Origin of the sequence: Xanthomonas axonopodis (assembly GCF_001304695.1) — a bacterium.
Lineage (GTDB): Bacteria > Pseudomonadota > Gammaproteobacteria > Xanthomonadales > Xanthomonadaceae > Xanthomonas > Xanthomonas axonopodis.
Window position 1 is genome coordinate 1 of sequence record NZ_JFAQ01000008.1, and the last position, 15,560, is coordinate 15,560.

12 protein-coding genes are annotated in these 15,560 nt (G+C 64.4%); 1 reads left to right on the forward strand and 11 read right to left on the reverse strand.

Annotated elements, in window-relative coordinates; all coding sequences use genetic code 11:
• Positions 1-548: 548 nt before the first annotated feature.
• From XAXN_RS00305 to XAXN_RS00355, 11 genes are all read right to left on the reverse strand, one after another.
• Positions 549-2,297 (reverse strand): BatD family protein, encoded by a 1,749-nt coding sequence (locus tag XAXN_RS00305; RefSeq protein ID WP_054318065.1) that lies wholly within the window; start codon positions 2,295-2,297, stop codon positions 549-551.
• Positions 2,294-4,111, reverse strand: a complete 1,818-nt coding sequence (locus tag XAXN_RS00310) for a VWA domain-containing protein (protein WP_054318066.1) — start codon at positions 4,109-4,111, stop codon at positions 2,294-2,296. Before XAXN_RS00310 ends, XAXN_RS00305 begins: the two co-directional genes overlap by 4 nt.
• Positions 4,099-5,115, reverse strand: a complete 1,017-nt coding sequence (locus XAXN_RS00315; protein ID WP_054318067.1) for a vWA domain-containing protein — start codon at positions 5,113-5,115, stop codon at positions 4,099-4,101. Before XAXN_RS00315 ends, XAXN_RS00310 begins: the two co-directional genes overlap by 13 nt.
• A complete protein-coding gene (locus XAXN_RS00320) occupies positions 5,112-5,573 on the reverse strand; it encodes a DUF4381 domain-containing protein (RefSeq protein WP_054318068.1) in 462 nt (153 codons plus the stop codon). The genes XAXN_RS00315 and XAXN_RS00320 overlap by 4 nt, the downstream gene beginning before the upstream one ends.
• A gap of 2 nt (positions 5,574-5,575) precedes the next feature.
• Complete coding sequence (locus XAXN_RS00325) at positions 5,576-6,538, reverse strand: DUF58 domain-containing protein (protein ID WP_054318069.1); 963 nt, start codon at positions 6,536-6,538, stop codon at positions 5,576-5,578.
• 20 nt (positions 6,539-6,558) lie between these two features.
• Positions 6,559-7,578 carry an AAA family ATPase gene (locus XAXN_RS00330; RefSeq protein WP_054318070.1) on the reverse strand — a complete coding sequence of 340 codons (1,020 nt, stop codon included), beginning with the start codon at positions 7,576-7,578 and terminating at the stop codon, positions 6,559-6,561.
• Between the two features lie 395 nt (positions 7,579-7,973).
• Positions 7,974-9,866 carry a type IV pilus secretin PilQ gene (locus tag XAXN_RS00335; RefSeq protein ID WP_054318071.1) on the reverse strand — a complete coding sequence of 631 codons (1,893 nt, stop codon included), beginning with the start codon at positions 9,864-9,866 and terminating at the stop codon, positions 7,974-7,976.
• 19 nt (positions 9,867-9,885) lie between these two features.
• Positions 9,886-10,419 carry a pilus assembly protein PilP gene (locus XAXN_RS00340; RefSeq protein WP_054318072.1) on the reverse strand — a complete coding sequence of 178 codons (534 nt, stop codon included), beginning with the start codon at positions 10,417-10,419 and terminating at the stop codon, positions 9,886-9,888.
• A complete protein-coding gene (locus XAXN_RS00345; RefSeq protein ID WP_054318073.1) occupies positions 10,416-11,081 on the reverse strand; it encodes a type IV pilus inner membrane component PilO in 666 nt (221 codons plus the stop codon). The genes XAXN_RS00340 and XAXN_RS00345 overlap by 4 nt, the downstream gene beginning before the upstream one ends.
• A complete protein-coding gene (locus XAXN_RS00350) occupies positions 11,078-11,857 on the reverse strand; it encodes a PilN domain-containing protein (RefSeq protein ID WP_054318074.1) in 780 nt (259 codons plus the stop codon). The genes XAXN_RS00345 and XAXN_RS00350 overlap by 4 nt, the downstream gene beginning before the upstream one ends.
• Positions 11,857-12,915: a pilus assembly protein PilM gene (locus XAXN_RS00355; protein WP_054318075.1), complete on the reverse strand. Its 1,059-nt coding sequence runs from the start codon at positions 12,913-12,915 to the stop codon at positions 11,857-11,859. Before XAXN_RS00355 ends, XAXN_RS00350 begins: the two co-directional genes overlap by 1 nt.
• A 213-nt stretch (positions 12,916-13,128) precedes the next feature.
• Between XAXN_RS00355 and XAXN_RS00360 the strand changes: the two genes are divergently transcribed.
• Positions 13,129-15,555, forward strand: coding sequence for a penicillin-binding protein 1A (locus XAXN_RS00360; protein WP_054318076.1), 2,427 nt, complete (start codon positions 13,129-13,131; stop codon positions 15,553-15,555).
• Positions 15,556-15,560 lie beyond the last annotated feature (5 nt).

The window sequence follows — 15,560 nt, forward strand, 5'->3', positions numbered from 1 at the left end:
CTCGACGGATCGCCTCTGTCGTAGTGGCGCTCCCGTGTAGAACCTGGCCCATAGTGCTTCCTTCCAATCGAGGGAAAATAGTGCACCATCAAAGCATGGGATCAAACAGCAGCGAACCAGGAACACGTCATGCAGTGCTTGCACCAACTACCGACTCTCTCGACTGGTCCTTGCCCGCTCACCGTCGCGGGACCCTTGGCGGCATGGATGCCGCCTGGGAACTCAGAATGATGTGCCTGCGTGTCCTGCGAGGGTGAGCGGGCAAGGGCCCTGCAGCAACGCCGCAGCGCCAATGCGCTTCGCCGCACATTTGGCAGATTACGCATCTCCAGATCAACGCGTTATCAGCGCTGCAAGGCAGTGTCGCCACCCGGAGCGTGTAGAGATACCCAACGACGCGCAACGAGCGACCATTACGTGAGTGGGGACGGCCCCTAAGCGTCGAAGTACCTCTCATTTCAGACGATGACTGCCATAGAGACATGTTCTGCAGGGCTGCGTAGTAGGTCGCCAGTCGTCCCATTTCGCTATCCACACAACACCGTCAATCAAGGCGCAGGCGGATACAGCGGCGCCAGCACCTCCGGTTCGGCTGCGCTTGCATGGTGCCACCGCGGCCCCTTGGCGAACGCCTCGCGCAAGGCGGCGCGCGCGCCGGCCACATCGCCGTCGCCGCCCCAGCGCGCGCGCTGCATGCGCGCCACGGCTGCACGCTGCGCCGGATCTGCCAATGCCGCCATCACCGCATCGATATCTGCAACGCCGGCCATCCCACACAGGACCGCCGCCACATCGTCCATGCCGCCGGTGTCGAGCGCACGGCGTAACTCGGCCACGCCGTGGGTCGCGCGTCTGCCCTCAGCTGGTCCATTGCTGCCGCTGCCATCATTGCCGCCTGATGCACTGCGCGGAGCACCGCGCCGACGCAATAACGCCCACACCAGCGTGGCGATCCACAACAGCGCAAACCCGATCGCCGCCGCAATCCACGCCCACGGCGGTCGCGCGGGCGATGGCGCTTGCAGGGTGAGAGTGCGATCCGGTGTCGGCGCCGATTGATCGGGTGTCGCGTTCGGCGTCGGTGACGGCGCAGGTGTCGCAAATGCGCCGCTACCTGCCGCGACATCGAGCGTCAGATCGGGCAGCGAAGCGGTCCTGGCTGCGCCTGCCCCTACATCCCACCATGCCATCTGCAGCCCGGGCACCACCAACGGACCGGCACGGTTGGGCACGATCGAATAGCGCCGGGTCAGTCGCAGTTGCGGCGAGCCGTCCACGAAGCGCTCCTCAAATTGCGGCGGCTCGGCAAATACCTGCGCGTCGGGCACGCTGGGCGTCGGCAATTCCGGAAACTGCGCCTGGGTCGCGCCACGCGCGCTGGCTTCCACCACGAATTGGGCCGCCTCACCGGCGGTCGCCCGCTGTGGCGTGGTCGTGTAGCGTAACTGCAGGCTGCGCAACGGCAACCACGGCTGCGGCGCATTGGCCGGTTGCGCACGCACCTGCAACGGAATGCTCGCACTGCGCGCACTCAGCTCACCGTTGCCGCGCCCGAAGTAATCGTCGAAGAATCCGCCTACCGACCGCCCGTTGAAACGTGCCGGCGGCAGCAGCAGGCGACCGCTGCGCTCGGGCACCAGCAGGTAGCACCGCTCCACCACGTTGTACTGCCGTCCATTGAGCACCTTCACTGAGCTGACGTCGTCGCCGACGCGCTGCATCGATGCCCCATCGGGGGCCTCAAGATCCAGCTCGCCCGATGCCAGTTGGGTGGCGAAGTACAACCGCACCACCACGCCTACGCTTTGCTGCACGTAGGGCTGCGCGTCGTCCACCTGGGTTTGGACGAAGGCTTCTTCATTACCCTGCGCCGCACTCGGCGCGCCGGCAGCGTTGCCGGCACCGCTGGCGGGATCGTTCGCCGTTCCAACCACCTGCAGGCGCAGCGGTTCGGTGCGTTCATTGCCAACGCGGATCGCCGGCACGATCAGCTCGCCGCTCTTGCGCGGCGTCAGCACCACGCCGAACAGGGCGCGCACCGTCACCGAACCATTGGCCACCTGCATCTGCTGATTGGCGCTCTTGGCGCCCAGCGAGAAGTCGGTGCGCAGCGGGGTGTAATCCGGGTCGACGCCGCGTTGGTCGGTTTCAATGTTCAACATCGCCACATCGCCGGCATTGACGCTGTCGCGATCCAGCCACGCGCGCGTGACCGCACCCAGCGGCGCGCACGCCACCAGTGCCGCGCTAGCCAGCATGCCGATTGCCATGCGACGCAAATGCTGTCTGCCGATCATCGTCCGTCCCGTTGCCTGCGTTCGTATTCCAGCCTGAATTTGGTACGCAGCAAGCTGCCCGGATCGTCCGGCACCCGCCGCAGCCATGCGTCCACCGCTTGGCGTTGTTCGCGTTGTTCCGGCGTCTCGCCGGCGGCTGCGGCTTCCTGCTTGCCGTTTGCATCTGCCTGCTTGTCGCCCGCCTGCGCCATGGCCTGCTGCATCTTGCGACGCTGCGCCTCATCGGCCTGCTGCTGCGCCTTGGCATCGGCAGATTGCGGCGGGGTGTCTTGCTGGCGTTGCTCGCCCTGCCCGTTCTTGGACTGCGCATCTTGCGAGTTGCCGTCCTGTGGCGTCTGCGCATCAGAGGGCTGGTTCTTGCTGTCCTGCTGGTTCTGCCCACCCTGGCCGGATTGCTTGTCCCGCTGATTCTGGCCCGCCTGCTGTTGCCCCTTCCCATCCTGACCGGATGGCTTTTGGTCCTGGGACTGGCCCTTGCCATCCTTATTCTTCTGCTGCTGACGCTTGCGCGCCGCATCGACCGCCGCGCGATTGGCGATGGCATCCTGCTGATTCGGGTGTTGCTTGAGCGCACGGTCGTAGGCTGCGATCGCAGCGTCGTACTGGCCTTGTCGCGCCAGCGCATTGCCGAGGTTGTAGAACCCCTCATCGGTTGGCACCGCTTCGAAGGCCTTCTGCGCCGCTGCAAAATCACCCTTGCGATAGGCCTGCACACCAGCATCCAGGCGCTGCTGCTGCACTTGGTCGGCACGCTGCCACAAGGTGCCATCGGCAGCGTGCGCGGGCTGCGCCAGTGGCAGCACGCACACCATCGCCAGCACGGCCACCACCGCGCGGCGGCGAAACGCCAGCAGGGACAGCAGCATCACCGGCAGCACCAGCCAATAGCCTTCGTCGAGCCAGCTCTTGCCGCCATCGGACTCGGCAGTTTCATCAGCCAACGGCTGTTGCGATGGATCGAGCACACCCAACTCCCGCAGATCCGTATCGTCCGGCGCAATGCGTGCATATCGCCCGCCACCCTGCGCGGCCAGGGCGCGCAGACTGCCTTCGTCGAGCTTGGCCTGCGCAATTTCACCGCTGGCCATGCGATACGCCGCACCGCGCTCGCCGCCCACGCCGAGCGCAAAGACACTGAACCCGCGCGAACGTGCCACCCGTGCCGAACTTTCGGCGGAGCTATCTGCGCTATCGCTGACAAGCAGGATCTCGCCTTGCTTGAAGCCGGCCTGCTGCAACAGCTGCGCGGCCGCATCGATCGCCCGGTCCGCACGCTTGCCATCGACCGGCATGACCGACGGCGACAGCGCATCCAGAAACAAGGCCACGTTGGCACTGTCTTCGGTCAATGGCGCCACTGTGAAGCTCTCGCCTGCATAGACCAGCAATGCCACCTCGCCACCGGCACGTTTGCGCAGCAGCGTCGCCAGCTTGGCGCGCGCCTGCAGCAGGCGCGAAGGCGGCAGGTCGGTTGCGTTGGCACTGGACGACAGATCCAGCACCACCACCAGCGGCATGCTCGACTGAAACACCGGACGCTCGGTCTGCCGCCAACTCGGGCCGCTCATCGCAATCACTGCCAACGTATAGGTCAGCGCAGCCAGCACGAATCCCAGCCATCCGCGCCGACTGCCGGAGGCCAACAGCTTCGGCAACAGATGCGCATCCACACTTTGCCGCCAGACATCAGCATCGCGGCGACGCCAGTGCCACAGCGCCGCCGCCGGTACGATCGCCAATAGCGCCCACAACACCATCGGGCGCATCAGATGTAACGACTGCAGCCACCCCGCCAGCTCGGTTAGCGCGTCCATTGCCACCCTCGCGGCAGCACATAGGCCAACAGGGCAATGACGATTGCCGCGCCCAATGGCCAGTAATAACGCTCGACGCGCGGCTGCACCGAAGGCCCGAGCCCCTTGACCGGCTCCAGCCGATCCAGCTCGGCGTAGATGCCGGCAAGTTCCTCGGTATCGCGGGCGCGGAAGAAGCGTCCGCCAGTCAGCTGGGCAATCTTGCGCAGCCCGTCTTCGTCGATATCGTCGTTGCCGCCGGCCGGAATCGGCACCCCGAACAAGGAATAGCCGCCACTGCCGCCGAACGCAATGGTGTGCACGCGTACGCCTTCTGCCTTGGCCAGTTCCGCGGCCTTCAAGGGATTGAGCACGCCAGCGGTGTTGACGCCATCGGTGAGCAACACCACCACACGCTGGCCCTGCTTCTGTTCGCGCAGACGTTTGACCGACAAGGCGATCGCATCGCCAATTGCGGTTTCGCGCCCGGCCAGGCCCACCACGCTGTCGCTCAACTGATCGCGCACGGAGGTCAGATCCGCGGTCAACGGTGTCAGCGCATACGCACGTTGGCCGAACACCAGCAGACCGACGCGGTCGCCGTCGCGCCGATCCAGAAAGTCCGACAGCACGGCCTTGGCGGCGGTAAGCCGGTCCACCACCTTGCCGCCGAGCACCATGTCGGGCTCGCTCATGCTGCCCGACAGATCCACCGCCAGCATCATCTGGCGCGCCTCGCGCGGTGGCTGGATCACCTCACCCAGCTGCTGGGGACGCGCCAGCGCGGCGCACAACAAAAACCAAGCCAGCCACGCCAACCAACGCGGTATCCGCAGCACCGGCGCGCTCTTGGCCTGCGCCACCGCTTGCAACTGCTCCGCGTACGGCACGCGGAGCGCAGCCGCATCGGCGCGGCGTTGCGGCCAGAACCACATCAGCAACGGCAAGGGCATCAACCACCACGCCCACGGCCAGGCGCAGTGCGCCAACGCATCCTGCCATTGCGACCACTGCAACCAGTTCATCGCTGGCCCCGCATCAACGCCACAAAGCGTTGCCGCGCCAATGCTTCTACCGCAGGCAGATCGCTGACTGTGGGTACGCGCTGGAAGCCGCCTTCCAGCACAGCCCGGCCCGGCCCCTGCGAAAATACCTGGTCCTTGCGCTTGCGACCGTCCAGAAACTGCAACCACGCCTCGCCTTGCAAGCGGTCGGCCTGCGGATCGACGCGCCGCGCCGCACGTCGCAGCAGCACCGACACGGCCGCCAGACGCTGCGCAGGCGTCGTGGCGCGCGCGAGTTCCGCATCGAAGGCAGCCACCCATCGCCGCTGGCGCTGGCGCCGGCGCCACCCCCAGACCCATGCGCTCCCCACCACCAGCACGACCATCGCGATCACCAGCCACCAGCCCGGTGCCGGCGGCCACCACGACGGCGACGGCGGCAAGTGCACATCACGCAGCGGCAGCGACTGCGGGGACATCGTCAGCGACTCCGCGCGGCGGGGCTGCCGCCCAACCAGGCATCGCTGGTATCGTCGGTGGACAGGCGATGCCAGCGCACGCCGCGTGCCTGCAAGAGCGCGCCCAGATACTCCAGCGGCGCGACAAATTCGGCCTGCCAGCGCGCACGCCCGGCCTGGGTGGACAGATCGATCGCGATGCGCTCGCCACGCACGTCGAAGGTGACTGCACGTGCCGGCGGCGCCAGTTCCAGCGGATCGACCAGCACGATCACCACCACCTCGTGATGCAACGCCAAGCCCGACCAGCGCGTGGCAGAAATCCGGCCGGCGCTGCGCGCATCGGCCAGCACGGTCAGGCGCGCGCCAGGGCGTAACAGGCGCGCCGCATGATCCAGCGCCACCTCGAGCCCCGCATCGCCGGACGGCGGCTGGGCATACCAACGCGCCAAGGCATCCAACACCGGCAGCACACCACGCTGACCGGACCGCGGCGCAATCGGCGCCTCGCTCGCGGTGCCGCGCAATGCTGCAATTCGGTCGCCCTGGCGCTGCGCCAGCCACGCGGCAACCGCGCCGGCACGTGCGGCCTGCACCGATTTGTAGCGCACGCGCGTACCGAAGAAGAGCGCAGGCGAGGTATCGGCCACGATCAGACTCAAACGCTCGCGCTCAGCCTGAAATAACTTGGTGTGCGCCCGTCCGGTGCGCGCGGTGACGCGCCAATCGATATGCCGCGCATCATCGCCAGCCACGTACTCACGTGACTCGGCATATTCCATGCCGCGCCCGCGCGTGGCGGCCGGCACCGGCCCCACTACCCCGTGCCGGCCACGTCCCGGTTGACCGCGATGGATTGCGGTACCGCGTAGCGCAATCAATTCAGCAAGCGTTGGGCGCACCCCATCGCCAGCGACTGGCGAGGGGGTGGTTGCAGGGGACGATAACGGCATCGAAGACATCGGCGTCTGGCGAGAGTGCGGCATACCTCAGCGATGCTGCCCGATCAGGGCAGCGGAATCTGTTCGAGCAATGCAGCGACCAGGCGTTCGCCGTCCCAGCCTTCGGCAGTGGCCTCGTAGCTGGGTAGCACGCGATGCCGCAATACGTCCGGGGCAATGGCGCGGATATCGTCCGGCGTCACGTAGTCGCGCCCGGCCAACCATGCGCGTGCGCGTGCACAGCGTTCCAGCGCAATCGAGCCACGCGGGCTGGCGCCCCAGGCGATCCGACGCTCCAATGCCGGGTCGTAGCGCTTGGCATCGCGCGAGGCCAGCACGATCTCGATCAGATAGCGTTCCAGCTGCGGCGCCAGATGCACATCGAGCACCACACGGCGCGCGGCAAAGACATCTTCCAACGGAATCTTGTCGGGCACGGTCTCGTGCTTTTCCAGCGTATCGCGGGCGGCCTCGCGTGCCAGGCGCAGGATTTCCGCCTCGGCGTCGGCCTGCGGATAACCGATGCGCACATGCATCAGGAAGCGATCCAACTGCGCTTCGGGCAGCGGGAACGTGCCCTCCTGCTCGATCGGGTTCTGCGTCGCCATCACCAGGAACAACTGCGGCAACGCATAGGTATGCCGGCCGACCGTCACCTGCCGCTCGCCCATGGCCTCCAGCAGCGCGGATTGCACCTTGGCGGGTGCACGGTTGATTTCATCGGCCAGCAGGATTGGGTGGAAGATCGGCCCGGGCATGAACTCGAACCGGCTGTCCTGCGGCCGCCAGATCTCGGTACCGGTCAGATCGGCAGGCAGCAGGTCCGGGGTGAACTGCACCCGCGCAAAATCCGCTTCCAGCCGCGAGGCCAGCGCACGAATGGCGGTGGTCTTGGCCAACCCCGGCGCGCCCTCGACCAGCAGATGGCCATCGGCCAGCAGGGCAATCAGCAATCGCTCCACGAGCGCTGCCTGGCCAACGATGCGCTGCGCAAGCGATTCGCGCAGCGAGGTGAATTGACGGTGTAGCCGGTCCTCGGCGGGCGCGGCAACGGCTTCGGGGGGGAGCAGTGGCGGTGCGTTCATAGGTCCAGTGTGACCGATTCGAACGCGATTGGTTCACTTGCCGATAGCCAAAATTCAGTAATCGCGGAACTTCTGCCCTGCGTCACGAACACTGCAGGCCTGAACCCGCTGCTTCCATGCAGGCAAATATCGTAGGCATTCTTGATTTGCCTACTCTGTCAGCTCACCTGGCTGTTCCCGATAAGGCATTCGCGGTCAACCGTATAGTCAGGACGATCAGACACAAGCTCGCGTGAAGCGGAACGACGATGCGGCACTGGCGTAGGTCATGATCGCTCAATCACCAATCGGTCGCCGTCGAACATCGATTACCAGCCAACTCGCTGTACGCTATACAGGTAGGCAACGACGCCATAAAAAAGGCCGCTTGCGCGGCCTTCTTTAATTCGATGCGATTACGGGGTTGTGCTAGCAACCCGCAGAACCTTCGGTGTCACGAAGACCAAAAGCTCGGCCTTTTCCTTGCTGCGCCCGCGTTTCTTGAATAGATTGCCAAGGAAGGGAATATCACCCAGGAACGGTACCTTGGCAATACTTTCTCGATCGGTGAATTCATACACGCCACCGATGACCACCGTTTCGCCGTCGCCGACCAGTACTGCCGTATTGATTTCACGTCGATTAATTTCTGGAACCGTGCCATAGAGCGGCAAGTCAATGAAACGCGCGACCTCGTCTTTCTTGACATTCATATTCAAGAAAACCCGATTGTCATTGGTAATTGTCGGCGTCACCTTCAATTCCAAAAGGACCTCTTTGAACTGCACATTCGCTTGAGATTGGCCGCCCGCGCCACCGCCGCTGATCGTGACGTAGCCAATTTCCCGCCCCTGCCTAATGACACCTTCCCGCTGATTGGAGGTCACGATTCGTGGGTTCGAAACCACCTCACCCCGCCCCTCTTCCTGCATCGCAGACAACTCCATGTCCAGAGCAAAATTCCGCCCAAGCAACGTGTACGCAATTGCGCCGGCCGTATTAGTGGTAAACGTGCCTGCGGGAAGATTGAAGTTCAGGCCACCAGGCACATTGTGAATGCCACTGTTCAAGATCGAAAAATTATTGGTAGTGCTACCGCTGATTACGCCAGTATTTCCACCGTATTGCTGACGACCAGCGATGCCAAACCGCGCGCCCAGGTCGCGGGCGAACGTATCCGTGGCGATCACGATCCGGCTTTCAATCAGAACCTGATCGACTGGGCGGTCTATATGCGAGATCAGCTCGCGCATTTGCGCGACCTTCTTCGGAATATCGCTAATCATCAAGGTGTTTGTGCGTTCATCGGGAACAAGCCGACCGCGTGGCGAAAGGAAACCATTGTCCTGCTGCCCCGCACCCCCTTGTCCGCCCTGCCCACCGCCACCAATTCCCTTGGCCTCGGTCAACGCCTTAAAAATGGCGGTCGCATTGTGGTAATTGATCTGCACATAATCGGTGATCAAGTCCTCACGGTTCTCGATCGCGATGCGGGCGTCTTCCTTGTCCTGCTCGAACTTGGCCAGTTCCGGCTGCGGGGCCACCCACACCACACCGCCGTAGCGACGCTTGTCCAGGCCCTTGGCGCGCAGCACGATGTCCAGTGCCTGGTCCCACGGCACGTTCATCAGGCGCAGGGTGACGTTGCCCTGCACGGTGTCGGAGGCGACGATGTTGAGGTTGGACTCCTCGGCGATCAGCTGCAGCACGGTGCGCACCGGCACGTCCTGGAAGTTGAACGTCACCGGTCGGCCGCTGTAGCCGCGCGCGGCAATCTGGGCGGCAGCCTGCGTGACCGCTGCCGGGCTCACGCCGCCAACCGCCGGCTGGCCCTTGCGCGGGGTGATTTCCACCACGTATTCGTTACCGGTCTGGTAGGCCAGCGAGTCGAAGGCGCCCTTGGTCGACAGCACCAGCTGCGAACCGGAGCCGGACGGCTTCACTTCAACGCGCTGCACCGGCGTGGCGAAATCGGTGACATTGAGCGGGCGCTGCAGTTCGGCAGGCAGCCTGGCATTGCTGATGTCCACCAGCACGTTGTCGCCCTGCGTCCGCAGGTCCGGGCTTGCGCCCTGGCCGTCGAACTGCAGGATCAGACGGCCAGCGCCGTCTTCGCCGCGCTTGAAATCGATTTTGGACACCGCCAGGCTCGCCGGAGCGACCTTGGCCGGATCCTGCGCGGGCTGAGTCAGCGCCGCGGCGGCAAACGCGCTGCCGCTCGCCAGTGCCAGCGCGACCCCCAACGCGCAGGCCTGGAAGATCGCGTGGCGTCGTACCGGACGCAGCCGCTGGGCATTGGAAAACGTCATCGTGCTATCCCCTATCACTTTATTGATCATCCAATGCGAGTGCGGCCGGCCGTTCAAGCCATCCACCCGCACCGTCCGGCACAAGTTCAATCAGCTCGATGCGGTCTTCGTAGACCCCGGTCACCCGGCCATCGCTCTGTCCCAGATACACACCCGGCCGCACCCGGTAGGTCACCTTGTCGGGCGCCATCACCAGGGCGATCAGGCCCGAACCGCCGCCAATGGTCCCCACCATGTCGAGGGCGTCGAGCGGAAAGGCTTCCAACGGTTCCTTACGCCGGTTCGGATCCGGACGCGTGCCATTGCCACCTTCCGCGCTGACCCAGGCATCGCTGAACGGGTCGCGCATCGCCTGCGCTGCATATTCGAAAGTCTCGAATTGCTGCATCACCGGCAATGGCTCCAGCGGCGGCGCAGGACGCGCGCGCACCTCGGCAACCCAAGCTTCCAGATTCGGCGCATCGCCCGGTGTGCTGGTCACACCACGCGTGCACGCCGGCAATACTGCAATTAACGCCATGCAGGACAGAATCTTGAGCAATTTCATGGTCATTGGCCGCCCTTCTTCGCAGCGTTGGCCGCAGCCTTTTCCTGCTCGGCCATTTCCTCATCGTCCAAATAACGATAGGTCTTGACCGTCCCGGACAGCTCCAGCGCCCCGCGCGGGCCGATGCCGGCCTTGGGATCCTTGGGCTTGAGGTTGATGTCGTGCATGGTCAGGATCACCACGCGCGGCAACGAGGCCACACCGCTGACGAAGGCACCGAACTGGTGGTAGCTGCCCACCATGCGCAGAGCGATCGGCTTTTCGGCGTAGAACTCCTTCGGCGATTCCGGACCGGGCTGGAACAGCTCGTTGGACAGGCCGCTGGACAACGCGGTCTGCGAGATGTCGATGATCAGATCCGGCATTTCGGTCTTGCTGGGCAACTGACGCAGCATCTGCTGCAGCACCTGTTCCATCTGCGCGAGCTGCTGCTTGAGCGGCTCTAGGTTCACCGCGCGGCCCTGTTGGGTCTCGAACTCGGTGCGCAGCTGTGCTTCGGTGCTCTCCAGGCCTTCCAGGTCATCGCGCTTGCTGCTGATCAACAGGAACCAGGCCAGCACCATGATGAACAAGCCGACCACCACGCAGAACACGATGCGTGCCTGCTGCGGCCAACCGCCGATATTGTTGAAATCCAGATCGCTGAGCTTGAATGATTTCTTACTCATGACGCCGCCCCCTCCTGCGGCCGATTGGCTGGCGCCGGTGCTGCCTGCGTCGCAGGAGCAGCGGCCGGCGGCGTTGCGGGCGCAGGCGCCGCTGCCGGAGCAGCAGGCGTCGCACCGGCAGGCGCTGCACCCGGTGCTGCGGTGCCCGGCGCGGCCGGATCCGCTGCGCCCGGCGCGGTGCCGTTCTTGTCAGCCTCGTTCGGATTGGCCAGCTTGACCTTGAGCGTGAACACGTACGGCAGCGTCTTGGTATCCATCGACGATGCGGCAGGTTGACCGGCCTTTTCCTGACTCTTGGCCTCGATGATCGACAGGTCCGGATTGGTCATCCAGCCCGAGCTTTCCAGGTTGCGCATGTACGCACTGACCCGCGCATTCGATTGCGAGCGACCTTCCAGCGTGAGGATGTCGCCATCCTGCTTGATGTTGGTCAGCGCCACGCCATCGGGAATGGTGCGTACCAGCGAATCGAACAGGTGCACCATCTGCGAGCGGTTGGCTTGCAGCTCCTCGATCACCTTCTTGCGGGCGAGCAGGCGGTCCTTCTTCTTGTCGAGTTCCTTGATCTCTTCGTTCTGTGCCTTGACCTTGTCGATCTGGGTAGTCAGAAACGCATTGCGCTCGGTCTGGCCGCTGATCTGCGCGTCGTAATAGAACCAGATCAGCGCCGACAACAGCACGCCGCCCAAGGCGGCGAAGCCCAGCATCGAATAGAACTCGCGCTCGCGTGCCTTTCGGCGCTCCGCGCGCCAGGGCAATAGATTGATTCTTGCCATCAGTCGAAGCTCCTCAGGGCCAGGCCGGTGGCGATCATCAATGCAGGCGCATCCAGCGCCAGCGCATGGGCCTGGACCTTCGGGCCAAGCGTCATCTGGGCAAGCGGATTTGCAACGACCGTGGTCACGCCCAGTTGCTCTTCCACCATCTCCGGCAGGCGCGTCAGCGCGGCGCAACCGCCGGCCAGCACGATGCAGTCGACGCGGTTGAACTCACTGCCCGCATAGAAGAACTGCAGCAGACGGCTGATCTGCTGCACCGTGGCTTCCTTGAACGGCTCCAGCACCTCGACCTCGTAGCTTTCCGGCAGACCGCCCTGACGCTTGGCAAGGCCAGCCTCTTCATAGGTCAGCCCGTAACGGCGCATCACTTCGTCGGTGAGCTGCTTGCCGCCGAACATCTGCTCGCGGCTGTAAAGACTGCGACCGGAGCGCAGCACGCTCAGCGTGGTCATGGTGGCGCCGATATCCACCAGCGCCACCACCGCATCGGCGGCCACGGGCAATTCGCTGGCAACCAGGGCGAAGGCGTTTTCGACCGCAAAGGCCTCCACGTCCATCACCTTGGCGGTCAAACCGCCGAGTTCCAGCGCAGACTGGCGCAGTTCCACATTCTCCGAACGCGAGGCGGCCAGCAGCACCTGCACCATGTCCGGGCTGTTGGGCATCGGGCCCAGCACCTCGAAGTCGAGATTCACTTCCTCGATCGGGTACGGAATGTAATTGGTGGCTTCCAGTTCGACCTGGGCTTCCAGGTCGCTATCGTCCAGATCGGCCGGCATCGGGATCAACTTGGTGATCACCGCCGACCCTGCCACGGCAGCTGCCGCGTTCTTGGCCTTGCTACCGGAACGGTTGATGGCGCGGCGAATGGCTTCGCCCACCGCCTCCACTTCGACGATGTTCTTTTCCACGACCGCATTCGGCGGCAGTGGTTCCACCGCGTAATGTTCCACGCGAAAACGGGTCCCGCTGCGCGATAGCTGCAAGAGCTTCACGGCAGTAGAACTAATGTCGACACCAATCAGTGGCGACTGACTCTTGGGTAAAAGCCCCACGGTAACTCCCCTGCCGACGGGCACTTGGACGCATGCGCGCCCTCGTATTAATAATCAAATTTTAACAGTTGACAAGCACTTCACGCGTTAGGCAATGACCCGGCGACGCGACCCCAGTGCTTGTCTGCTGCGATCCCCAGAGTTCGGCCCCAGCCAAACTCGGCGTCATCTATACTCTGTGACCAAGAAATCTGCAATCGGAATCTCTCTTACATGCCCCGTATTCGCCGTTGGCTGGGCTGGATCCTGGCCACGATCGTCGTGTTCGCACTGCTTGGCGCTATCGCTGCCGGCGGCCTGTATTACGCCATTTCCTCGAAGTTGCCAGACGTTCAATCGCTCAAGCAGGTGGAGCTGCAGGAGCCGATGTACGTCTATTCCAGCGATGGCCGGCTCATGGCCGTTTACGGCGAGACCCGGCGCTACCCCATCCAGATGAAGGACGTGCCGCTGCGCCTGAAGCAGGCCTTCCTGGCCACCGAGGACGCGCGCTTCTACGAGCACGGTGGTGTGGACTACAAGGGCATTGCCCGCGCGGTGTGGCTGCTGACAACCACCGATGCCAAGCGCGTACCGGGTGGCTCGACCATTACCCAGCAGGTAGCGCGGCAGTTCTTCCTGAGTTCCGAATACAGCTACACCCGCAAGCTGGCGGAGATCCTGCTGGCGCGCAAGATCGAAAGTGAGCTGAGCAAGGACGAGATCTTCGAGCTGTATCTCAACAAGAGTTTCTTCGGCAACCGCGCCTATGGCGTCGGGGCCGCCGCCGAGTACTACTACGGCAAGAAGATGAGCGAATTGAGCCTGGACGAGATGGCCTCGCTGGCCGGCATCCCCAAGTTCCCGTCCAGTGGCAACCCGATCAGCAACCCTGAGCGTGCACAGGAGCGTCGCGACTATTACGTCCTGCAGCGCATGGCTGACCTGGGCTTTGTCAGCCAGGCAGAAGCCGACGCCGCCAAGGCGGTTCTGATGCATGCCAAGCCGCATGAACCGCCGGTGGAGGTGTACGCCCCTTACGTGGCCGAGCTGGTGCGCCAGGAAATGATCGCCAAGTACGGTGGCGATGTACTCAACAAGGGCTACCGCGTCACCACGACCATCGATGCGCCCCTGCAGACCGGTGCAGATCTGGCGATCGCCGACGGCTTGCGGGTCTACGATCATCGCCATGGCTGGCACGGCGTCGAACAGCACTTCGACGTGGCCGCCGATGCGGATGCGCCCGCACTGGCCAAGCACCTGGCAGGTGCGTTCACCCAGGGCGGGCTGCGCGCGGTGATCGTGGCGCGCACCAATCCCGACGGCGGGGTCACGGTCGTGCAGAGCGACAAGACCGAACTGACCCTGCCCGCCAGCGCCAGCCGCTGGACCGGCATGACCCCGGCCAAGTTGCTGACCCGCGGCGACCTGACCCGCATTCGCACTGGCGAGAAGGACGGCGAGTGGATCATCGACCAGTTGCCGCGCGGCCAGGCGGCGCTGGTGTCGCTGGACGCCAATAGCGGCGCCCTGCGTGCGCTGGTCGGCGGCTTCAGCTTTGCGGGAAACAAGTTCAACCGCGCCACCCAGGCACGGCGCCAACCAGGATCGAGCTTCAAGCCGTTCGTGTACGCCGCCGCATTCGAAAAGGGCTTCAACCCGGCCTCGATCGTGCTGGACGCGCCAGTGGTGTTCCGCGACCGGCGTGGCAAGACCTGGTCGCCGCAGAATGATGGCGGCGGCTTCCGCGGGCCGATGCGCCTGCGCGAAGCGCTGGTGCAGTCGCGTAACCTGGTGTCGGTGCGCCTTCTGGACGCGATCAGCGTCGATTTCGCACGCAAATACATCAGTCAGTTCGGGTTTCAGGAGGCCGAGTTGCCGCCCAACCTGTCGATGTCGCTAGGCACCGCCTCACTGACGCCGCTGTCTGTGGCACGCGGTTATGCGGTGTTTGCCAATGGCGGCTCACGCGTGGACACCTGGATCGTGGATGAGGTCAAAGACCGCGAGGGCAATGTCATCTTCAAGGAAGTGCCGGCGGTGGCCTGCCGCACTTGTGCCCTGCAAGGTGGCAATGTGGCGCCCGTGAGCCAGGTCGTGGATGGCTTCAACTTCGGCGCGCAGGCACCGGAGACCCCACCCGCTGCGCCGGCCACGGCCACCCCGGCGCCGGCACAGACCGCCCCTGCGGCAACCGCGCAGACCAAGATCGCGCCGCGCGCGATCGACGAGCGCACCGCCTACCAGCTGGTGTCGATGATGCGCGACGTGGTCCAGCGCGGCACCGGCACTGCGGCCAAGGTACTCGGCCGCGAGGACGTGGGCGGCAAGACCGGCTCCACCAACGAACACCGCGACGCCTGGTTCTCCGGCTTTGGCGGCCCGTACGTCACCACCGTGTGGGTGGGCCGCGACGACTTCCGCTCGCTCGGCTATCGCGAATACGGCGGCAAGGCGGCGCTGCCGATCTGGATCGACTACATGCGCGTAGCGCTCAAGGACAAGCCGATCGCCGCCAACGACCCGCCCGATGGCATGACCCAGGCCACCATCAATGGCGCGGTCGAATGGGTGAAGAACGAAGATCTGGACCGCCTGCAGGATGACGACTACGGCCTGCAGGAACAGCAGGACGAGAAGGCGTTCGATATTTTCTGAGAGCC

Bases quoted from the DNA above. Each gene is read 5' to 3' on its own strand.
- XAXN_RS00305 (WP_054318065.1), bottom strand. From the start codon at position 2,297: ATGATCGGCAGACAGCATTTGCGTCGCATGGCAATCGGCATGCTGGCT.
- XAXN_RS00315 (WP_054318067.1), bottom strand. From the start codon at position 5,115: ATGAACTGGTTGCAGTGGTCGCAATGGCAGGATGCGTTGGCGCACTGC.
- XAXN_RS00340 (WP_054318072.1), bottom strand. From the start codon at position 10,419: ATGACCATGAAATTGCTCAAGATTCTGTCCTGCATGGCGTTAATTGCA.
- XAXN_RS00330 (WP_054318070.1), bottom strand. From the start codon at position 7,578: ATGAACGCACCGCCACTGCTCCCCCCCGAAGCCGTTGCCGCGCCCGCC.
- XAXN_RS00335 (WP_054318071.1), bottom strand. From the start codon at position 9,866: ATGACGTTTTCCAATGCCCAGCGGCTGCGTCCGGTACGACGCCACGCG.
- XAXN_RS00325 (WP_054318069.1), bottom strand. From the start codon at position 6,538: ATGCCGCACTCTCGCCAGACGCCGATGTCTTCGATGCCGTTATCGTCC.
- XAXN_RS00345 (WP_054318073.1), bottom strand. From the start codon at position 11,081: ATGAGTAAGAAATCATTCAAGCTCAGCGATCTGGATTTCAACAATATC.
- XAXN_RS00350 (WP_054318074.1), bottom strand. From the start codon at position 11,857: ATGGCAAGAATCAATCTATTGCCCTGGCGCGCGGAGCGCCGAAAGGCA.
- XAXN_RS00320 (WP_054318068.1), bottom strand. From the start codon at position 5,573: ATGTCCCCGCAGTCGCTGCCGCTGCGTGATGTGCACTTGCCGCCGTCG.
- XAXN_RS00310 (WP_054318066.1), bottom strand. From the start codon at position 4,111: ATGGACGCGCTAACCGAGCTGGCGGGGTGGCTGCAGTCGTTACATCTG.
- XAXN_RS00360 (WP_054318076.1), top strand. From the start codon at position 13,129: ATGCCCCGTATTCGCCGTTGGCTGGGCTGGATCCTGGCCACGATCGTC.